Source organism: Sphingobium sp. OAS761 (assembly GCF_024168485.1).
Lineage (GTDB): Bacteria > Pseudomonadota > Alphaproteobacteria > Sphingomonadales > Sphingomonadaceae > Sphingobium.
In genome coordinates, this window is record NZ_JALJVY010000007.1 from 59,808 (window position 1) to 74,730 (window position 14,923).

The 14,923-nt window shown below is 64.3% G+C and carries 15 protein-coding genes; 10 read left to right on the forward strand and 5 right to left on the reverse strand.

Translation table 11 applies throughout. The annotated features are described in order from the left end of the window. The first annotated feature begins 53 nt into the window (after window positions 1-53). From J3E64_RS10795 to purU, 3 genes are read left to right on the forward strand one after another with little or no spacing between them, the layout of a single operon-like run. Window positions 54-1,073 carry a DUF1338 family protein gene (locus J3E64_RS10795; protein WP_253342757.1) on the forward strand — a complete coding sequence of 340 codons (1,020 nt, stop codon included), beginning with the start codon at window positions 54-56 and terminating at the stop codon, window positions 1,071-1,073. Further along, the gene (astD, locus tag J3E64_RS10800; protein ID WP_253342758.1) at window positions 1,070-2,491 is read left to right on the forward strand and encodes a succinylglutamate-semialdehyde dehydrogenase; all 1,422 of its coding nucleotides are present in this window, start codon (window positions 1,070-1,072) and stop codon (window positions 2,489-2,491) included. Before J3E64_RS10795 ends, astD begins: the two co-directional genes overlap by 4 nt. Window positions 2,492-2,524: 33 nt before the next feature. Further along, a complete protein-coding gene (gene purU / locus J3E64_RS10805) occupies window positions 2,525-3,391 on the forward strand; it encodes a formyltetrahydrofolate deformylase (RefSeq protein WP_253342759.1) in 867 nt (288 codons plus the stop codon). A gap of 9 nt (window positions 3,392-3,400) precedes the next feature. On the opposite strand, the gene J3E64_RS10810 is transcribed toward purU, so the two are convergent. The 5 genes from J3E64_RS10810 to J3E64_RS10830 form a co-directional block, all read right to left on the reverse strand. After that, on the reverse strand, window positions 3,401-3,781 hold the full coding sequence (locus J3E64_RS10810; protein ID WP_253342760.1) for a VOC family protein: 381 nt from the start codon (window positions 3,779-3,781) through the stop codon (window positions 3,401-3,403). A gap of 479 nt (window positions 3,782-4,260) precedes the next feature. After that, the gene (locus J3E64_RS10815) at window positions 4,261-4,476 is read right to left on the reverse strand and encodes a DUF2093 domain-containing protein (protein ID WP_253342761.1); all 216 of its coding nucleotides are present in this window, start codon (window positions 4,474-4,476) and stop codon (window positions 4,261-4,263) included. Further along, window positions 4,476-5,879 carry a nitronate monooxygenase family protein gene (locus tag J3E64_RS10820; protein WP_253343004.1) on the reverse strand — a complete coding sequence of 468 codons (1,404 nt, stop codon included), beginning with the start codon at window positions 5,877-5,879 and terminating at the stop codon, window positions 4,476-4,478. The genes J3E64_RS10815 and J3E64_RS10820 overlap by 1 nt, the downstream gene beginning before the upstream one ends. Window positions 5,880-5,969: 90 nt before the next feature. Beyond that, window positions 5,970-7,103 (reverse strand): glycosyltransferase, encoded by a 1,134-nt coding sequence (locus tag J3E64_RS10825; RefSeq protein ID WP_253342762.1) that lies wholly within the window; start codon window positions 7,101-7,103, stop codon window positions 5,970-5,972. Next, on the reverse strand, window positions 7,096-7,965 hold the full coding sequence (locus J3E64_RS10830) for an alpha/beta fold hydrolase (RefSeq protein WP_253342763.1): 870 nt from the start codon (window positions 7,963-7,965) through the stop codon (window positions 7,096-7,098). Before J3E64_RS10830 ends, J3E64_RS10825 begins: the two co-directional genes overlap by 8 nt. Window positions 7,966-8,002: 37 nt before the next feature. On the opposite strand from J3E64_RS10830, the gene J3E64_RS10835 reads away from it, so the two are divergent. The 7 genes from J3E64_RS10835 to J3E64_RS10865 all read left to right on the forward strand — a co-directional run bounded on the left by J3E64_RS10835 (window position 8,003) and on the right by J3E64_RS10865 (window position 14,921). After that, complete coding sequence (locus J3E64_RS10835) at window positions 8,003-9,400, forward strand: protein adenylyltransferase SelO family protein (RefSeq protein ID WP_253343006.1); 1,398 nt, start codon at window positions 8,003-8,005, stop codon at window positions 9,398-9,400. 54 nt (window positions 9,401-9,454) lie between these two features. Continuing rightward, complete coding sequence (locus tag J3E64_RS10840) at window positions 9,455-10,888, forward strand: succinylglutamate-semialdehyde dehydrogenase (protein ID WP_253342764.1); 1,434 nt, start codon at window positions 9,455-9,457, stop codon at window positions 10,886-10,888. Between the two features lie 94 nt (window positions 10,889-10,982). Further along, window positions 10,983-11,783 carry a uroporphyrinogen-III C-methyltransferase gene (cobA, locus tag J3E64_RS10845; RefSeq protein ID WP_253342765.1) on the forward strand — a complete coding sequence of 267 codons (801 nt, stop codon included), beginning with the start codon at window positions 10,983-10,985 and terminating at the stop codon, window positions 11,781-11,783. Then, entirely contained in the window at window positions 11,780-12,076 is a 297-nt protein-coding gene (locus J3E64_RS10850; protein WP_253342766.1) for a DUF2849 domain-containing protein, read from the forward strand. The genes cobA and J3E64_RS10850 overlap by 4 nt, the downstream gene beginning before the upstream one ends. 2 nt (window positions 12,077-12,078) lie before the next feature. After that, window positions 12,079-13,710, forward strand: a complete 1,632-nt coding sequence (locus tag J3E64_RS10855) for a nitrite/sulfite reductase (protein WP_253342767.1) — start codon at window positions 12,079-12,081, stop codon at window positions 13,708-13,710. Continuing rightward, on the forward strand, window positions 13,703-14,143 hold the full coding sequence (locus tag J3E64_RS10860) for a DUF934 domain-containing protein (RefSeq protein WP_253342768.1): 441 nt from the start codon (window positions 13,703-13,705) through the stop codon (window positions 14,141-14,143). Before J3E64_RS10855 ends, J3E64_RS10860 begins: the two co-directional genes overlap by 8 nt. Further along, window positions 14,136-14,921 (forward strand): phosphoadenylyl-sulfate reductase, encoded by a 786-nt coding sequence (locus tag J3E64_RS10865; protein ID WP_253342769.1) that lies wholly within the window; start codon window positions 14,136-14,138, stop codon window positions 14,919-14,921. The genes J3E64_RS10860 and J3E64_RS10865 overlap by 8 nt, the downstream gene beginning before the upstream one ends. Window positions 14,922-14,923: the final 2 nt, after the last annotated feature.

Here is a 14,923-nt window from a genome sequence, read left to right on the forward strand (position 1 = left end):
TTTTGAATGGCGCGATTATAGTGCGATAGTCCGTCTGTCATCTGGAGCGTTTCATGTCGAACGGGAATGAACGTCACATCAGGCGATTGACGGTCGCCATATTGGGAGAAGCGGCGGGAAACGCCACGCTCGACGCGTTGGACATTCCGGCCCGCCTGCTGGATCAGGGCGGTCCCCATGTCTCCCGCGCCGCTTTTGCCATGGCGATGAATATATGCCTCTTCCACGACCTGCTGCAACGCGTGCCAAGTGGCGCGGCCTATGTGCGCGATCGGCTGGCGCACCGTGGCCGGGTCCTGTTCGATCATGGCGCATTGCGCACCGTCCGGTTCGGCCAGGGATCCACCGGCGCATTGCCGGCGGGGGAAGCGGCGTTCACCCGCATTCTTCTGCCGCTCGGCTATGACATGGCGGCGGTCTATCCGCTCGACAGGCTCAAGATGACGGGCCGCGCCTACCGCCATCGCGACGAACCCGAAGCGATTCCGCAATTCTTCCTGTCGGAACTGCATGTCGATCGCTTCGATGCGGACTTCGCCGCTGCTTCGCACCGCGTTTTCGACAGTTCCCGCGATCCGCTCGATATGTCGGCGACCGCCGTTCTTGCCGCCTTTGACGCTGGCCAGCCGGTCGATTACGCGGCGGCGCTGGGCGCGTTGCCGCCCATCCTCGCGGCGTTCGACCGTCAGCACGACGCGCCTGCCTTCGCCGACTATCAGACGCTGCTTGGTCAATCCAACGAAGCGGCCTGGATCGCGACCGAAGGAAACGCCTTCAATCATGCGACGGACCGCGTGCCCGATGTCGCCATGCTCGCGGAACAGTTGCGCGCCGGGGGCGGACCGATAAAGGACCGGCTGGAAATCTCCGCCACCGGCCGGGTCCGACAGACCGCCTTCCGCGCAGAAAGGGTCGAACGCACCTTTGCCGGGAACGACATCCGCATGGTTCCAGGCTCATTCTATGAATTTATCAGCCGCGACATCGATCCGGAAACCGGTGCCCTGGACCTTGCCTTCGACACCGGCAACGCGACCGGCATATTCGCCATGACCGGCGCCCGGGAGCAATGATGGCCATGCTGCAATCTTTCGACCCCGCATCCGGTGAGATCGTCTGGGAAGGCCCGGTGGCCGATGCTGGCGCCTGCCGGCATGCCGTCGCAACCGCGCGGTCCGCGCTGCCCGGCTGGCGCGCGGCACCGGTCGAAGAACGCATCGCCGTTGCCCGGCGTTATGCCGACATTCTTGGCGAACGGCGGGAAGCGCTGGCAAGGCTCATTTCCCGAGAAACCGGAAAGCTGTTGTGGGAATCCGACGCGGAGGTCGGTTCCATGATCGCCAAGGTCGAGGTCTCCATCCGCGCTTACGCCGAACGTACCGGCGAACGGCGGGCGAACATGCCCTTCGGTCAGGCGGTGCTACGCCATCGCGGCCATGGCGTGATGGCGGTGCTCGGTCCCTATAATTTCCCCGGCCATCTGCCCAACGGCCATATCATACCCGCCCTGATCGCGGGCAACGCGGTCATATTCAAACCTTCCGAAATCGCGCCCGCCACGGGCGCGGCAATGGTCGATGCCTGGGCTGCGGCCGGGTTGCCCGAGGGCCTGCTGACACTTGTTCAGGGCGGCCGCGCAACCGGGGAAGCGCTGGTGGCGAGCGACATTGACGGGCTGCTCTTCACGGGGTCTGCGGGCGCCGGGGCGGCGCTCCGGCGGGCATTGGTCGACCGCCCCCATGTGATCATGGCGCTGGAACTGGGTGGCAACAACCCGCTTATCGCCTGGGATTCAGCGGAGGAGGCTGCTTCCATCATCGCCAATTCGGCCTTCATTACTACTGGGCAGCGCTGCTCCTGCGCGCGCCGCCTGATCGTTCCGGCGGGGCAAGCGGGTGACGCCATCGTCGACGCCGTAGCCGACATGGCCGCGCGTCTGCCGGCGGCCGCTTGGAATGAGCCCGGTGAAGCCTTCATGGGTCCCCTCGTGTCCGACGGGGCGGCATCCGCCGCCCATCGCGCCGTCGGCGACCTGGTCGCGCGCGGCGCGCGGGTCGTCCTGCCCTTTGAGGGGATAGCGGGCCGCAGCACGGCGTTCGTAACCCCCGCCCTGCTCGACGCCACCGGCATCGACGACCTGCCGGATGCGGAGATATTCGCACCCGTGCTGACCGTCATCCGCGTCGCCGATTTCGACGCCGCGATAGCCGCAGCCAATGCGACCCGCTTCGGCTTGTCCGCCGGCCTGATCTCCCAGGACCCCGTCCTGTGGCGGCGCATGACGGAAGAAAGCCGCGCCGGCGTGGTGAATCGCAACCGCCCTACCACCGGAGCGGCGGGAAACATGCCCTTTGGCGGCCTTGGCGCTTCGGGCAATCACCGCCCCAGCGCCTATTATGCCGCCGACTATTGCGCCTATCCGATCGCCAGCTTCGAAGCCGAAGCCGTGCAGGCCGTGCCGGTTAACGGCTTGATCAGCACGGCCGGTTAAGGCAACGGCGTTCAATCATCTGCGGAGGGGCCGTTGCCAGAATCTGTCGTTCCATTCTGGGTCCTGACCCTGGCTTGTGCCGATCGCGTCGGCATCGTCGCGGCCGTGAGCAATTTCCTTGCCGAACGGGGCGGCTTCATCACCGACAGCCAGCAATATGCCGATCGGGCAGCAGGCCTGTTCTTCATGCGCGTGGCTTTCGAGGCGACCGACGACCGGATCACGGACGCCGACGCCTTGCGCGCGGATTTCGTCGCCGTGGGCGACCGTTTCGACATGGACTGGCGCCTGACGGCGGCCACCGAACGCCCCCGCATGCTGATAGCTGTATCGAAGGGGTCGCACTGCCTGGCCGACCTGCTCCACCGCTGGCAGACGGGGATGCTGCCCGTGGACATCATGGGCGTGGTTTCCAATCATCCGGACATGCGCCGGATCACCGAATGGCATGGCATCCCCTATCACGAACTGCCACGCAATGGTGACAAGGTCGCGCAGGAATCCGCCTTGCTGGACATTTATGAACGGACCCGATCGGACTACCTGATCCTGGCCCGCTACATGCAGATCCTGTCACAGGGCCTGTCGGAACGCCTCGCCGGCCAGTGCGTCAACATTCATCACAGCTTCCTGCCCGGCTTCAAGGGCGCCCGCCCCTACCATCGCGCCCATGAACGCGGCGTCAAGCTGATCGGCGCGACGGCGCATTTCGTCACGGGCGACCTGGATGAAGGGCCAATCATCGAACAGGCGGTCGAACGGGTGGATCACCGCGCGACGCCGGAAGATATGGTCCGTATCGGCCGCGACATAGAGGCCCAGGTGCTGGCGCGGGCGGTCAGCTGGATCGCGGACCGTCGCGTGCTTCTCAACGGCGCGAAGACCGTCGTCTTCCGGTAGGAACGCGATTCAGGCCGCCCGGTACAGCGCGCAGAGCTTGTTGTCGGCCGGATCGCGCAGATAGGCGAGGTAAAGCGGACCGAATGCGAGTTCCCGCACGCCTGGCGGATCTTCGCAACTGGTGCCGCCCGCCGCAATGCCGGCCGCGTGCCAGGCAGCCGCCTGTTCGGGCGAATCCATCGCGAAACCGATCGTGCCGCCATTTGCGTGGCATGCAGGCCCACCGTCGATCGGCTTTGAAATCATGAACAGCGCGCCCTTGTGCATGTATATAACGCGACCTTTTTCATCGACCATGCCGCTTTTGCCACCCATCGACTGGAACAGTGCATCGTAAAAGGCCTTGGAGGCGTCGACATCGTTCGCGCCGACCATCACATGACTAAACATTCGCGCATTCCCTCTTTTGTCGGCGCGCGGCAGGCGCCGACCATGATGCCGGACACTATTGGTCCGATTCTGACATTCGATACCATTCGAGGCCAAGTCTCGCTCGAATGTCAGAATTTGCCCGGACCACTACAAATATTAGATTCTAGTGGATTTTACGATTTTGTCGTCCGCAGACTCATCCAGGCCGTCAGGAGATGCAAGTGGCAAAATCAATCCACCGGGATCGCAACGGAGTCCTGCTGCCTTCAATCGGCAGCTTCCGGTCAGAAAATGATGCTGTACATGAACCAGCCGACGATCAGCAGGCTCGATATGATACACACACGATCACCGACAATATCGATACGAGACATTTTGGCATCCTTCCCCCGGCGCTCTGCTGGCGCTTACGGGAGAGGATGATAGCAGCGTTCGACATGCCAGTGCAATGATTTCGCGCGGTCGCGACGAGATTCGGCGCTGCCCTGCCGCGTCCGTCAGGAAGATAGATCGGCCTGACGCTTCAAAAAGGCCTGGGTCGCCTCCCGCGCACCGCGATAGGCCTCCTGAAACGCGGCGCTCCAATATTTCAGATCCTCCAGATCGATCCGTTCGCCGGTCACCGCGCAGAGCACGAACTGGCCGGGTCGGATCACCTCGAAATGCGACGCGTCATAATGCAGGACGGCCAGTCCGTGAATTTCAGCCGCCATCAGTCACCCGTCAGGATGCGATCGACCAGTTGCTTGACGGTCGGAACGAACCCGTTGGAATAAAAAGGGTCCTGCTTGAACTTATAGGCACCATGACCGGCAAACAGCAGGTTCCGGTCCAGATCGCCGCCGTGGACCGAATTTTGCAACGATTTCTGGATGCAGAAACTGCGCGGGTCGGCCAGCCGACCGGTCGAATTGGTTTCGCTGTCCATCCAGCTTGAAAATGCGCACTGGCTGAGGCAGCCCATGCAGTCGGTCTGGTCCTTGCGGATTTCGCCGCGCTCCTCATCGGTCACGAAGACCAGAGTATTGTCCGGCGTCTTGAGCGCCGAGACGAAACCCTGGCCGACCCATTCGCGCGCGCGCAGCAGGTCGCCCCGCGTCACCCAGAAATTCTTGCCCTTCACACCGGCGTCAAGCTGGTGCGTATGGTCGCCGGCCTGTTCGGTGCTGAAGGGAATTTGCCGTTCCGACCGCGCTTCCAGCTCGCGCAGAAACGGGTTGCGGATGGCCGAACTGTAAAAGCCGGTGGGTGAGAAGCGATGCAGCAGCACGTCGCCCGGCTCCAGCTTCGTCAGCCGCTCCTTCCATTCCTGTGGAATGGGGCTTTCCTGTGTCAGCAGCGGACGGGTGCCGAACTGGAACATGATGGCGCCCAGTTCCGGATTGTCGATCCAGTCGTTCCAGTCCTTGAGCGCCCAGACGCCACCCGCCATCACGATGGGCACATCGTCCGAAATGCCCCCCTCGCGCATCGTATCGCGCAATGCCTTGACGCGCGGATAGGGATCCTGCGGCACCTTGGGGTCCTCGGCATTCGACAGGCCGTTATGCCCACCCGCCAGCCAGGGATCTTCATAGACGACCGCCGCCAGCCATTCGGATGCCTTGGAATAGGCGCGCTTCCACAGGGCGCGGAAGGCACGGCCGGAACTGACTATGGGCAGATAGGATACGCCGTATGACGCTGCGATCTCGCTCAACTTGTAGGGCATGCCCGCACCGCAGGTCACGCCCGCCACCATGCCGCGTGTCTTTTCCAGCACCCCGTGCAGGACGCGCTGCGCGCCACCCATCTCCCAAAGCACGTTGATGTTGATCGCACCCTTGCCGCCGGCGATCTCGAACGCGCGCTTCACCTGCTCGACCGCTCCGTCGACGGCATAGGCGATCAGTTCCTCATGCCGGTCGCGGCGGGTACGGCCATGATAGATTTGCGGGATGGGATTGCCGAAGCTGTCATAGCTGTCGGCGTTGACCGCCGATACCGTGCCGATACCGCCCGCGGCAGCCCATGCGCCGGAACTTGCATGGTTGGAAACGGCGACCCCCTTACCACCTTCGACCAGCGGCCAGACTTCACGGCCACCATAGACGATGGGCTTCAACCCCTTGAACAACGACATCTCCCGCATCACGGACCGGCCCTTCGGCCGGGTAAAGGCAACCCTATAGCAGCAATCGCCGCCAATGACGAATTTCGGCGCGCCCTAGCGCAAAATCATGGGGCTGGCCATAGCCTCGCCGTACAGGCACGCATAGCTGTCCACCATGCTATGCTCCGCATAGTCGCGCACCGCCCGCTGCCGGTTCGCTTCACCCAATCGCCGCCGCAATCCGGCATCTTCGGCCAGCCGGCCCAGCGCCCCGGCCAGTCCCGGTTCGTCCGACACAATGAAGGGGCGGTTCTCGGTAGAAACCATGTTGGCGACATCGCCCACATCCATCGACGCCGCAGGCACGCCCGCCGCCATGGCTTCCACAAGCGAGATGGGAAATTGCTCACTGTCGGAAGACAGCGCGAAGATGTCGAAAAGGCCGACGAAGCGCCACGGTTGGTCCATGAAGCCCGCCATGCAGATGTCGTCGAGGCCGCACGCCGCGGCTTCGGCCATGATGGCATCGCGCTCCGGCCCTTCTCCCACGACGACCAGTTGCAATCTGTCCCGGTGCCGCGCGACCGCACGAACGAGGCGCGGAATATTCTTGACCGCGCGCAGCCCGGCCAGCGTGCCCACCAGCAGCTTGCCCGGCGTGCGGCGCAGTGCCGGGATCGCATCTGGCGCAGGCGGATCGGCGTAGCGTGCGATATCGATGCCGTTGCGGATCAGGTGGACCTTCCCGGCCGGCTGCTTCCAGACATTGCGCGCTATCCCTTCCAGCCGGACGGACGGCACGACCATCGCATGCGCGCTTTTCAGCCCGACGCGGCGAAAAAGATTGCGCTTGGTTTTCAGCCCTGCAGTCTCGTCGGCGTTGAAGCCGTCCTCATGATGGATCAGCGGCGGCAGTCCCGCCGCCGCCCCTCCGGCCAAGCGGTGCGCCATCACAGCGTCCATCGACCCCCAATTATAGGTCAGGATCAGGTCGAACCGCCGCAGAAAGGCGGTGATGACCCGATAGCGTGCAAGTCCGGGCTTCCCCGCAAAGGAAGGGCCATCGGGGAAATCGACGTCGACCGTCGGGTCGATCGCCGCGCGCGCGCCCATTGCGTCGGGATCGGCGCTGACGATGCTGTGACGTGCCTTGTCGCCCCAGATATTCATCAGGCGCACGGCCCGTGCTTCCTTCCCCCCCAGGGAAAAGCTGCCATGGACATGCAAGATGCTGGGCCGGTCAACCATGCAGGACCCGGTTCAACAACCGGTCGATGCCCGCCAGTGCTTCGGGTTCGTCGAGCACCGGGGCATGGCCGACGCGCGGAACGGTAACCATTTCGGCGCTGTCGCCGATCGCTGCGACCATGCGATCCGCGCTGGCGGCATCCAGCAAATCGGATCGCTCGCCCCGCAGCAACAGGGTCGGAATATCGCGAAAGGCGGACATTACCGGCCACATATCGACGCCCGCCTCGCTGTCCATGGCGCGGATCGGCTCGGCAACCCGCATGTCGTAGTCCAGCACGATGCGCCCCGCACCGTTCAGTCGATAGAGCCGCTTGGCCATGGCCAGCCACTGTTCCAGGCCATAATCGGGATAGACGTCCCCGTTCGCTTCCGCCAGCGCACGCGCGGCATGAACCCATGTCGGATGCGACTGGCTGACTCCGACATAACTGCGGATGCGCTCCAGCCCGGCCGGGGCCAGCGCGGGTCCCACATCGTTGAGCAGCGCGCCCGCCAGCCATTCACGGTGGGTCGCGGCGATCAGCATCGTGATGACGCCGCCCAGCGACGTGCCGATCGCGACGAAGCGGGTAACGGCCAGGTCAGTGAGCAGGCGGCTGATGTCCTGAAGATAGGTCAGCGGAACATAGCTCATCGCATCCTTGGCATAGGCGCTTTCGGCCCGTCCGCGCATGTCCGGGCAGATCAGCCGCCACTGCCCCGCCAGACGCGCCGCCAGCGGCTCGAAATCGCGGGCGTTGCGGGTCAGCCCCGGCAGGCACAGCAGCGGGGGGCGGCCGTCGCTCCCCCCGTCATAGTCCCGGTAGTGAAGCCGCAGCCCATCGGGGGACCACCAATATCCGTCCTTGAATGCGCTCAAGCTTGATCCTTTGCGTGACCATCCCCCATATCACCTTATGACCCCCACGCCGCAACCCGCCAAATATCGTCCCGCCACCGAAATAGACGCGCTGATGCCGGCGATCGCGGATCCCGTGGCGGCGGCCGTATTTCCACGCCACGTCCTGCGCTATCGCAATGATCGGGCGGCGGGGACGGTGGGGCTGGACGGTCTGTCCGATGACGCATGGATCGACCATTTCGGCCGCTTCGTGCCGCTGGAGGGCAGTCTGCCGCAACCGCTGGCCCTGCGTTATCACGGCCACCAGTTCCGCCAGTACAATCCGGACATCGGCGACGGGCGCGGCTTCCTGTTCGCCCAGTTGCGTGACGATGCCGACCGGCTGATGGACCTGGGTACCAAGGGATCGGGCCGCACGCCTTGGAGCCGCTTCGGCGACGGTCGGCTGACGTTGAAGGGTGGCGTGCGGGAGATATTGGCGAGCGAGATGCTGGAAGCGCTGGGCGTCCCTACCAGCAGGACATTGTCGATCATCGAGACCGGCGAGGCGCTGGAGCGCCATGACGAGCCGTCGCCGACCCGGTCGGCTGTGCTGGTGCGGCTCAGTCACTCGCACATCCGCGTCGGATCGTTCCAGCGCGCCGTCTATCTGGAGGACGTATCGCTGCTGGAAGCCCTGACCGCCTATGTCCTGACGCGCTTGTATCAGGATCAGCCGGGCGACAATCCGGCCGCCCAGTTGCTGGGCCGGGTGGTGGAGCGGGCCGCCGACCTCGCGGCGAGCTATATGGTCGCCGGCTTCGTCCATGGCGTGCTGAACAGCGACAATATCAATGTGACGGGCGAAAGCTTCGATTATGGCCCGTGGCGGTTCACGCCGTTGTGGGACGCCGGTTTCACCGCCGCCTATTTCGACCATTCAGGTCTTTATGCATTCGGACGACAGGCCGAAGCGATCCACTGGAATGTTGCGCAACTGGCGGTGTCGCTGCGCCCGCTGACGGACGCACCGCCGCTTATCGAGCAACTGGAACGTTTTCCCGAACTTTACGGTGCAGCGCTTCAGCGTCGTTTTTGCTGGCGGCTGGGCGTGGAAGGCGGCACCGACGCCGCAAACGCGATGATCCAGGCGGCGGTGCGCGGCATGATCGGCAGCGGAACAACGATCGATCGCTTCTTTCACGACTGGCGCGGAGGCACCGCCAGGGATGCAAGTGCCTACGCGGCGGAAATCTGGGCACCGCTGCGCGAGGCTATGGCCGACCTTCGCGCGATAGCCGGCGCCCGCGATCACGACTACTGGTCGGACGACCGGCCCTGTTCGATGCATATCGAGGAGGTCGAAAGCCTGTGGAACGCGGTCGACACGTCGGACGACTGGCGCCCCCTGCACGAAAAGGTAGATGCCATCCGCCGGATGGGCGGGGCGCTCGGCGCGGCGGATCCGCGCTGAACCGCAACATCCCTCTTCTTTCCTTAACCATTTGTCGCCATATCCTTTCTCCAAATGGTCGCGCCGCTCCTCTCTTACGAACCTGCCACCGGAACCCTGCTCTGGCAGGGAGAGACCGGCGACGTCGACGCAGAGGTCGCGCGGGCCCGGGGGGCGTGGCCCAAATGGGCGGCACAGCCGATCGCCTATCGCATCGAAACCCTGCGCCGGTTCGTCAATGTGGTCCGCCGGCAGGAAGACGCGCTGATCGACCTGATCGCGCGCGAAACCGGCAAGCCCCTGTGGGATGCCCGCGCAGAGGTGGAGGCAGTAATCGCGCGGGTCGATTCCACCGTGGCGGCCTATTCGGAACGCACCGGGCAGAAACGGCTGGAAGCCGCACTGGGCGCCCGCCAGTCCGTCCGGCACAAGCCCCACGGCGTCATGGCGGTGCTCGGTCCCTATAATGCCCCGGCGGACCTGCCGAACGGCCATATCGTTCCCGCGCTGCTTTCGGGCAACGCTGTCGTATTCAAACCGTCGGAAAAAACACCCGCGGTCGGCGAGATGCTGGTGAAGCTCTATCACGAAGCGGGCATTCCTACCGACGCGCTGCGATTGCTGATCGGCGGGCCGGACATAGGCAAGGCGCTGGCCGCGCATCCCGATGTCGCGGGTATATTGTTCACCGGATCGTCGCAGGCGGGCATGGCCATCAATCGCCAGTTCGCAGCCCAGCCGTCGAAGATACTGGCGCTGGAAATGGGCGCCAACAATGCCATCGTCGTTTGGGACACGCCGGAAATCAGTGCCGCCGCCGCGCTGGTCGTCCAGTCCGCCTTCCTGTCCGGCGGACAGCGCTGCACGGCCGCCAGTCGCCTGATCGTCCACGACACCGTCGCGGATCGCCTGATCGGGGAAGTCAAGAAACTGGCCGACCGACTGATCGTGGACCATCCGCATGCCAGCCCGACCCCCTATATGGGCCCGGTCATCGACAATCCGACGGCGGACGGGCTGACAGAAAGCTTCCTTTACCTGATGAGCCACGGCGGACGGCCGATCAAGCATATGGTCCGGCCGAAGGACGGACTGCCCTTCGTCAGCCCGGCGATCATCGACGTCACTGCGATGAAGGAACGGCCCGATGTCGAATTGTTCGGGCCTTTGCTCCAGATCGTACGGGTTTCCGAATTCGGCGAAGCGATCGCCGAAGCCAATGCCAGCCGCTATGGCCTGGCCGCCGCGCTGATCGGCGGAACGCCGGAACAATATAACCGGTTCTGGTCCAACATCCGTGCGGGCATGATTCATTGGAACCGTCCGACCACGGGCCTTGCCGCGTCCGCACCGACCGGCGGCATCGGCATTTCCGGGAATCATCGCCCCGGCGGCTGGTATGCCGCCGATTATTGCGCCTATCCTGTGGTGTCCGCGGAGATCGAGAATGTCCGTGCATCCATCGGCGTCGGCCTTAAGGATATCGACATCAGCGCGATGGGCGAGTGATGCGTTCAAGAATGCCGGCTGGCAAACATTTCCTAGCCCCCTGCATATCCATTCTGAATTGAACTCACCGGGTGCTTTCGCCATGTGGACGATCATGGCTGACACCATACCCGCCACTGTCTTTCTTGTCGGCGCGGGGCCGGGCGATCCGGACCTGCTGACGGTAAAGGCCGCGCGCCTGATCGGCGCTGCGGACGTGATCGTGCATGATGGACTGGTGTCGGACGCCATCCTGTCCCTCGCATCTCAGCAGGCAGACCTCATTTCGGTGGCCAAGCAGCGCAGCCGGCACAGCCTGCCGCAGGACGCGATCAACACTCTTCTTGTCGACCTCGCGCGCGAAGGGCGCAGGGTCGTACGGCTGAAGGGCGGCGATCCTTTCATATTCGGCCGGGGTGGCGAGGAAGTCGATGCCTGTCGCGCCGCCGGCGTGCCGGTGGAGGTGGTGCCCGGCATCAGCGCCGCGATCGGCAGCGCGGCATCCGCCCAGCTTCCCCTCACCCATCGCGAGGCGTCGAGCGCGGTCAGCTTCGTTGCCGGCCAGTGCAAGGGGCTGACCGATCAGGACTGGTCCGGCCTTGCGGGAAAAGGTCGCACGCTCGTCATCTATATGGGCGTGGCAACCGCCGCCGTCATTGCCGACAAGCTGATCGCCGACGGCGTGTCGCCGGGCATTCCGGTCGCGGTGCTGGAAAACGGCACGCGCCCCGGCATGCGGACATTGCGTACCCTGCTCGCCGATCTGGGCGACATGGTGGCACGGGAAGACGTGAAGAGCCCGGCCTTGATCGTTGTCGGCGACGTGGCGGCCCATGCACTGGCCCGCGACGTGTTGGCACAGGGTATCCGGCATCTGACAGCACCGGGGGAGTTTAATTCGGAGATGCGTTCGTGAAGATATTGACCGGCAATGATCTGGTGACCGGCGACGTCATATGGTGGGCGGGCGACGGCTGGTCGCGGCAGGTGGGCGACAGCGCCGATGTCGGGGTGCATGGCGAAGACCTCGCTCGCGCCGAGGAGGCCGCACTGCGCGTCGTAGGCGCTTATGTGATCGATGCCACCGTCACCGAAGAGGGCGTGCGCCCGGCCCATATCAAGGACCGCATCCGCGCACTGGGGCCGACCGTGCGCCCCGACCTCACTCTCAAACCGAACGACGCCGATGCCGGCAACTGGGTGATCTGACCATGTATCGTTACGACAGCTACGACCAGTCCATGGTGGACGCCCGTGTCGAGGAATTTCGCGATCAGGTGCAGCGCCGCCTGGCCGGAGCCCTGACGGAGGACCAGTTCAAGCCGCTGCGGCTGATGAATGGCCTCTATCTCCAGCTGCACGCCTATATGCTGCGCGTCGCCATCCCCTATGGCACGCTGTCGGGCAAGCAGATGCGCAAGCTGGGCGAGATCGCGGCGAAATATGACAGGGGCTATGGCCACTTCACCACGCGCCAGAACCTGCAATATAACTGGATCAAGCTGGCCGATGCCCCCGACATCCTCGCCGAGCTGGCGACGGTCGAGATGCACGCCATCCAGACCAGCGGCAATTGCATCCGCAACATCAGTTCCGACCAATATGCGGGCGTCAGCGCCGACGAGGTGGCGGACCCCCGCCCCTGGGCCGAACTGCTGCGCCAATGGTCGAGCTTCCACCCGGAATTCACTTACCTGCCGCGCAAGTTCAAGATCGCGGTGATCGCGTCGGACGACGATCGCGCGGCGATGCGCCTGCACGACATCGGGCTCAAGCTGGTGTCGAGGGACGGCGTCATCGGCGCGGAAGTCTATGCCGGCGGCGGCATGGGCCGCACGCCGATGGTCGCACCGCAGATCCGCGATTTCGTGCCGGAAGAAGAGATCGTCTCCTATCTGGAGGCATGCCTGCGCGTCTATAATCGCTATGGCCGCCGCGACAACAAGTACAAGGCGCGGATCAAGATCCTGGTCCACGAGATCGGTGTCGAGAACTATAAGCGCCAGGTTGAGGAAGAATTCGCTCATATGCGGACGCTCGGCCTCAACCCGCCGACCGAGGAACTGGACCGCATCCGAGCCTTCTTCGCGCCGCCCGCCTATGAAACGGGCCTGAGCGAGGACATCGATCGCAGCGATCCGGCCTTTGCGCTGTGGGTCGACCGTCAGGTCGCCGCGCACAAGGCACCCGGCCATGCCATCGTCAACATCAGCCTGAAGCCGTTGACCGGCATTCCCGGCGACGCTTCGGCCGAGCAGATCGAACTGGTCGCGTCGCTGGCCGAGCAATATTCGCTCGACGAACTGCGCGTCACCCATGCGCAGAATCTGGTGCTGCCCCATGTCAGGAAGGCGGACCTCTACGCCATCTGGCAGAAGCTGGACGAAGCCGGGCTGGCCGAAGCCAATCTCGACCTCATCACCGACATTATCGCCTGCCCGGGCCTCGACTATTGCGCGCTCGCCAATGCGCGATCGATCCCGCTGGCGCAAAAGATCGCACAGCGCTTCGCCGACAACGAACGGCAGGCGGAACTGGGCGAGCTGAAGCTGAAGATTTCTGGCTGCATCAACGCCTGCGGCCACCATCATGCCGGTCACATCGGCATCCTTGGCGTGGATCGGAAGGGCGTGGAGAATTTCCAGCTGCTGCTCGGCGGATCGGGCGCGGAGGACGCTTCGCTCGGACAGATCACCGGTCCCGGCTTTTCCGAGGACGGCGTGGTCGACGCGATCGATAAGGTCACGGAGATTTATCTGGCGCAGCGGGAAAGCGGCGAACGCTTCCTCGACACCTATCGCCGCATCGGCATGAAGCCCTTCAAGGAGGCGATCTATGGTTGAATTCCTGTCCTTCCGCGACGGTGATTCCGCGCAGGAACCGGCCGTCACGGTAGAGGCGTTCACCGGCCAGTCCAACGCCACCGCCGTGCGCATCGAACCGGGCGAGGATGCCCGCGAATTGCTGCCGTATCTCGACCGGCTTTCGCTGGTGGAAGTGAACTTCCCCGGTTTCGGCGACGGACGCGGCTATTCGGCGGCACGTATCCTGCGGGAATCGGGCTATCGGGGCGAATTGCGGGCCGTGGGCGACGTGCTCGTGGACCAGATCGTCGCCATGCGCCGCTGCGGCTTCGACAGCTTCCATCCCGCAAAGCCGCTGGATGACGGCGCCGTGGAGCGTGCGCTCACCCGCTATGCCGACGTCTACCAGAAGGCGATCGACGACCGCCAGCCCATCTGGGCGAAACGGCACCCGGAGACAATAAATGGCTGAACCCGCCCGCAAGGTCGACATTATCGACGCCCGCCCCGCCTTCACCCAGGCTGAAGCGGACGCGCTCAACGCCCGCTTCGATGGGGTCGACACGCTGACCATGCTGCGGACCGTGTTCGCGGAAGGGCTTGCCGGCAACGTCGCCGTCGTCTCCTCCTTCGGCACGGAAAGCGCGGTGCTGCTCGATCTGGTGGCAAAGGCAGACCCGACCGTGCCGGTGATCTTCGTCGACACGCTCAAGATGTTCACCGAAACGCTCGATTATCGCGACACGCTGATCCGGACGCTGGGCTTTACCGACAGCCGGGTGGTCGCGCCCGACGCCGCCGTGCTGGCGGCGAAGGACGAAACCGGGCTGCGCTGGTCCTACGATCCGGACGGGTGCTGCGAAATCCGCAAGGTCGAACCGATGAAGCGCGCCAAGGATGGCCTGGACGCCTGGATTTCGGGCCGCAAGGCGTTCCAGTCGGTGACGCGCCAGAACCTGCCCCGATTCGAGGTGGAGGACGGCCGGCTGAAGATCAATCCGCTGGGTGACTGGACCAAGACCGATCTGGAAGCCTGGTTCGAGGCGCATGATCTGCCCCGCCATCCGCTGGAAGCCCAGGGCTATCTGTCGATCGGCTGCGAACCCTGCACGTCGAAGGTGCTGCCGGGCGAAGACCCGCGCGCGGGCCGCTGGCGCGGGTGGGACAAGGTGGAATGCGGCATCCATTCGCCCATATCCCCGATCCCGGTTGCCGACCCGGACGATCCGGCAAACATGCCGGTATTCTAAGG

Excerpts from the sequence above, each read along its gene's own strand:
- J3E64_RS10825 (WP_253342762.1), bottom strand. The coding sequence starts at position 7,103 with ATGGTTGACCGGCCCAGCATCTTGCATGTCCATGGCAGCTTTTCCCTG.
- J3E64_RS10865 (WP_253342769.1), top strand. The coding sequence starts at position 14,136 with ATGGCTGAACCCGCCCGCAAGGTCGACATTATCGACGCCCGCCCCGCC.
- J3E64_RS10835 (WP_253343006.1), top strand. The coding sequence starts at position 8,003 with ATGACCCCCACGCCGCAACCCGCCAAATATCGTCCCGCCACCGAAATA.
- J3E64_RS10840 (WP_253342764.1), top strand. The coding sequence starts at position 9,455 with ATGGTCGCGCCGCTCCTCTCTTACGAACCTGCCACCGGAACCCTGCTC.
- J3E64_RS10860 (WP_253342768.1), top strand. The coding sequence starts at position 13,703 with ATGGTTGAATTCCTGTCCTTCCGCGACGGTGATTCCGCGCAGGAACCG.
- J3E64_RS10795 (WP_253342757.1), top strand. The coding sequence starts at position 54 with ATGTCGAACGGGAATGAACGTCACATCAGGCGATTGACGGTCGCCATA.
- J3E64_RS10810 (WP_253342760.1), bottom strand. The coding sequence starts at position 3,781 with ATGTTTAGTCATGTGATGGTCGGCGCGAACGATGTCGACGCCTCCAAG.
- cobA (WP_253342765.1), top strand. The coding sequence starts at position 10,983 with ATGGCTGACACCATACCCGCCACTGTCTTTCTTGTCGGCGCGGGGCCG.
- J3E64_RS10855 (WP_253342767.1), top strand. The coding sequence starts at position 12,079 with ATGTATCGTTACGACAGCTACGACCAGTCCATGGTGGACGCCCGTGTC.
- J3E64_RS10815 (WP_253342761.1), bottom strand. The coding sequence starts at position 4,476 with ATGGCGGCTGAAATTCACGGACTGGCCGTCCTGCATTATGACGCGTCG.
- astD (WP_253342758.1), top strand. The coding sequence starts at position 1,070 with ATGATGGCCATGCTGCAATCTTTCGACCCCGCATCCGGTGAGATCGTC.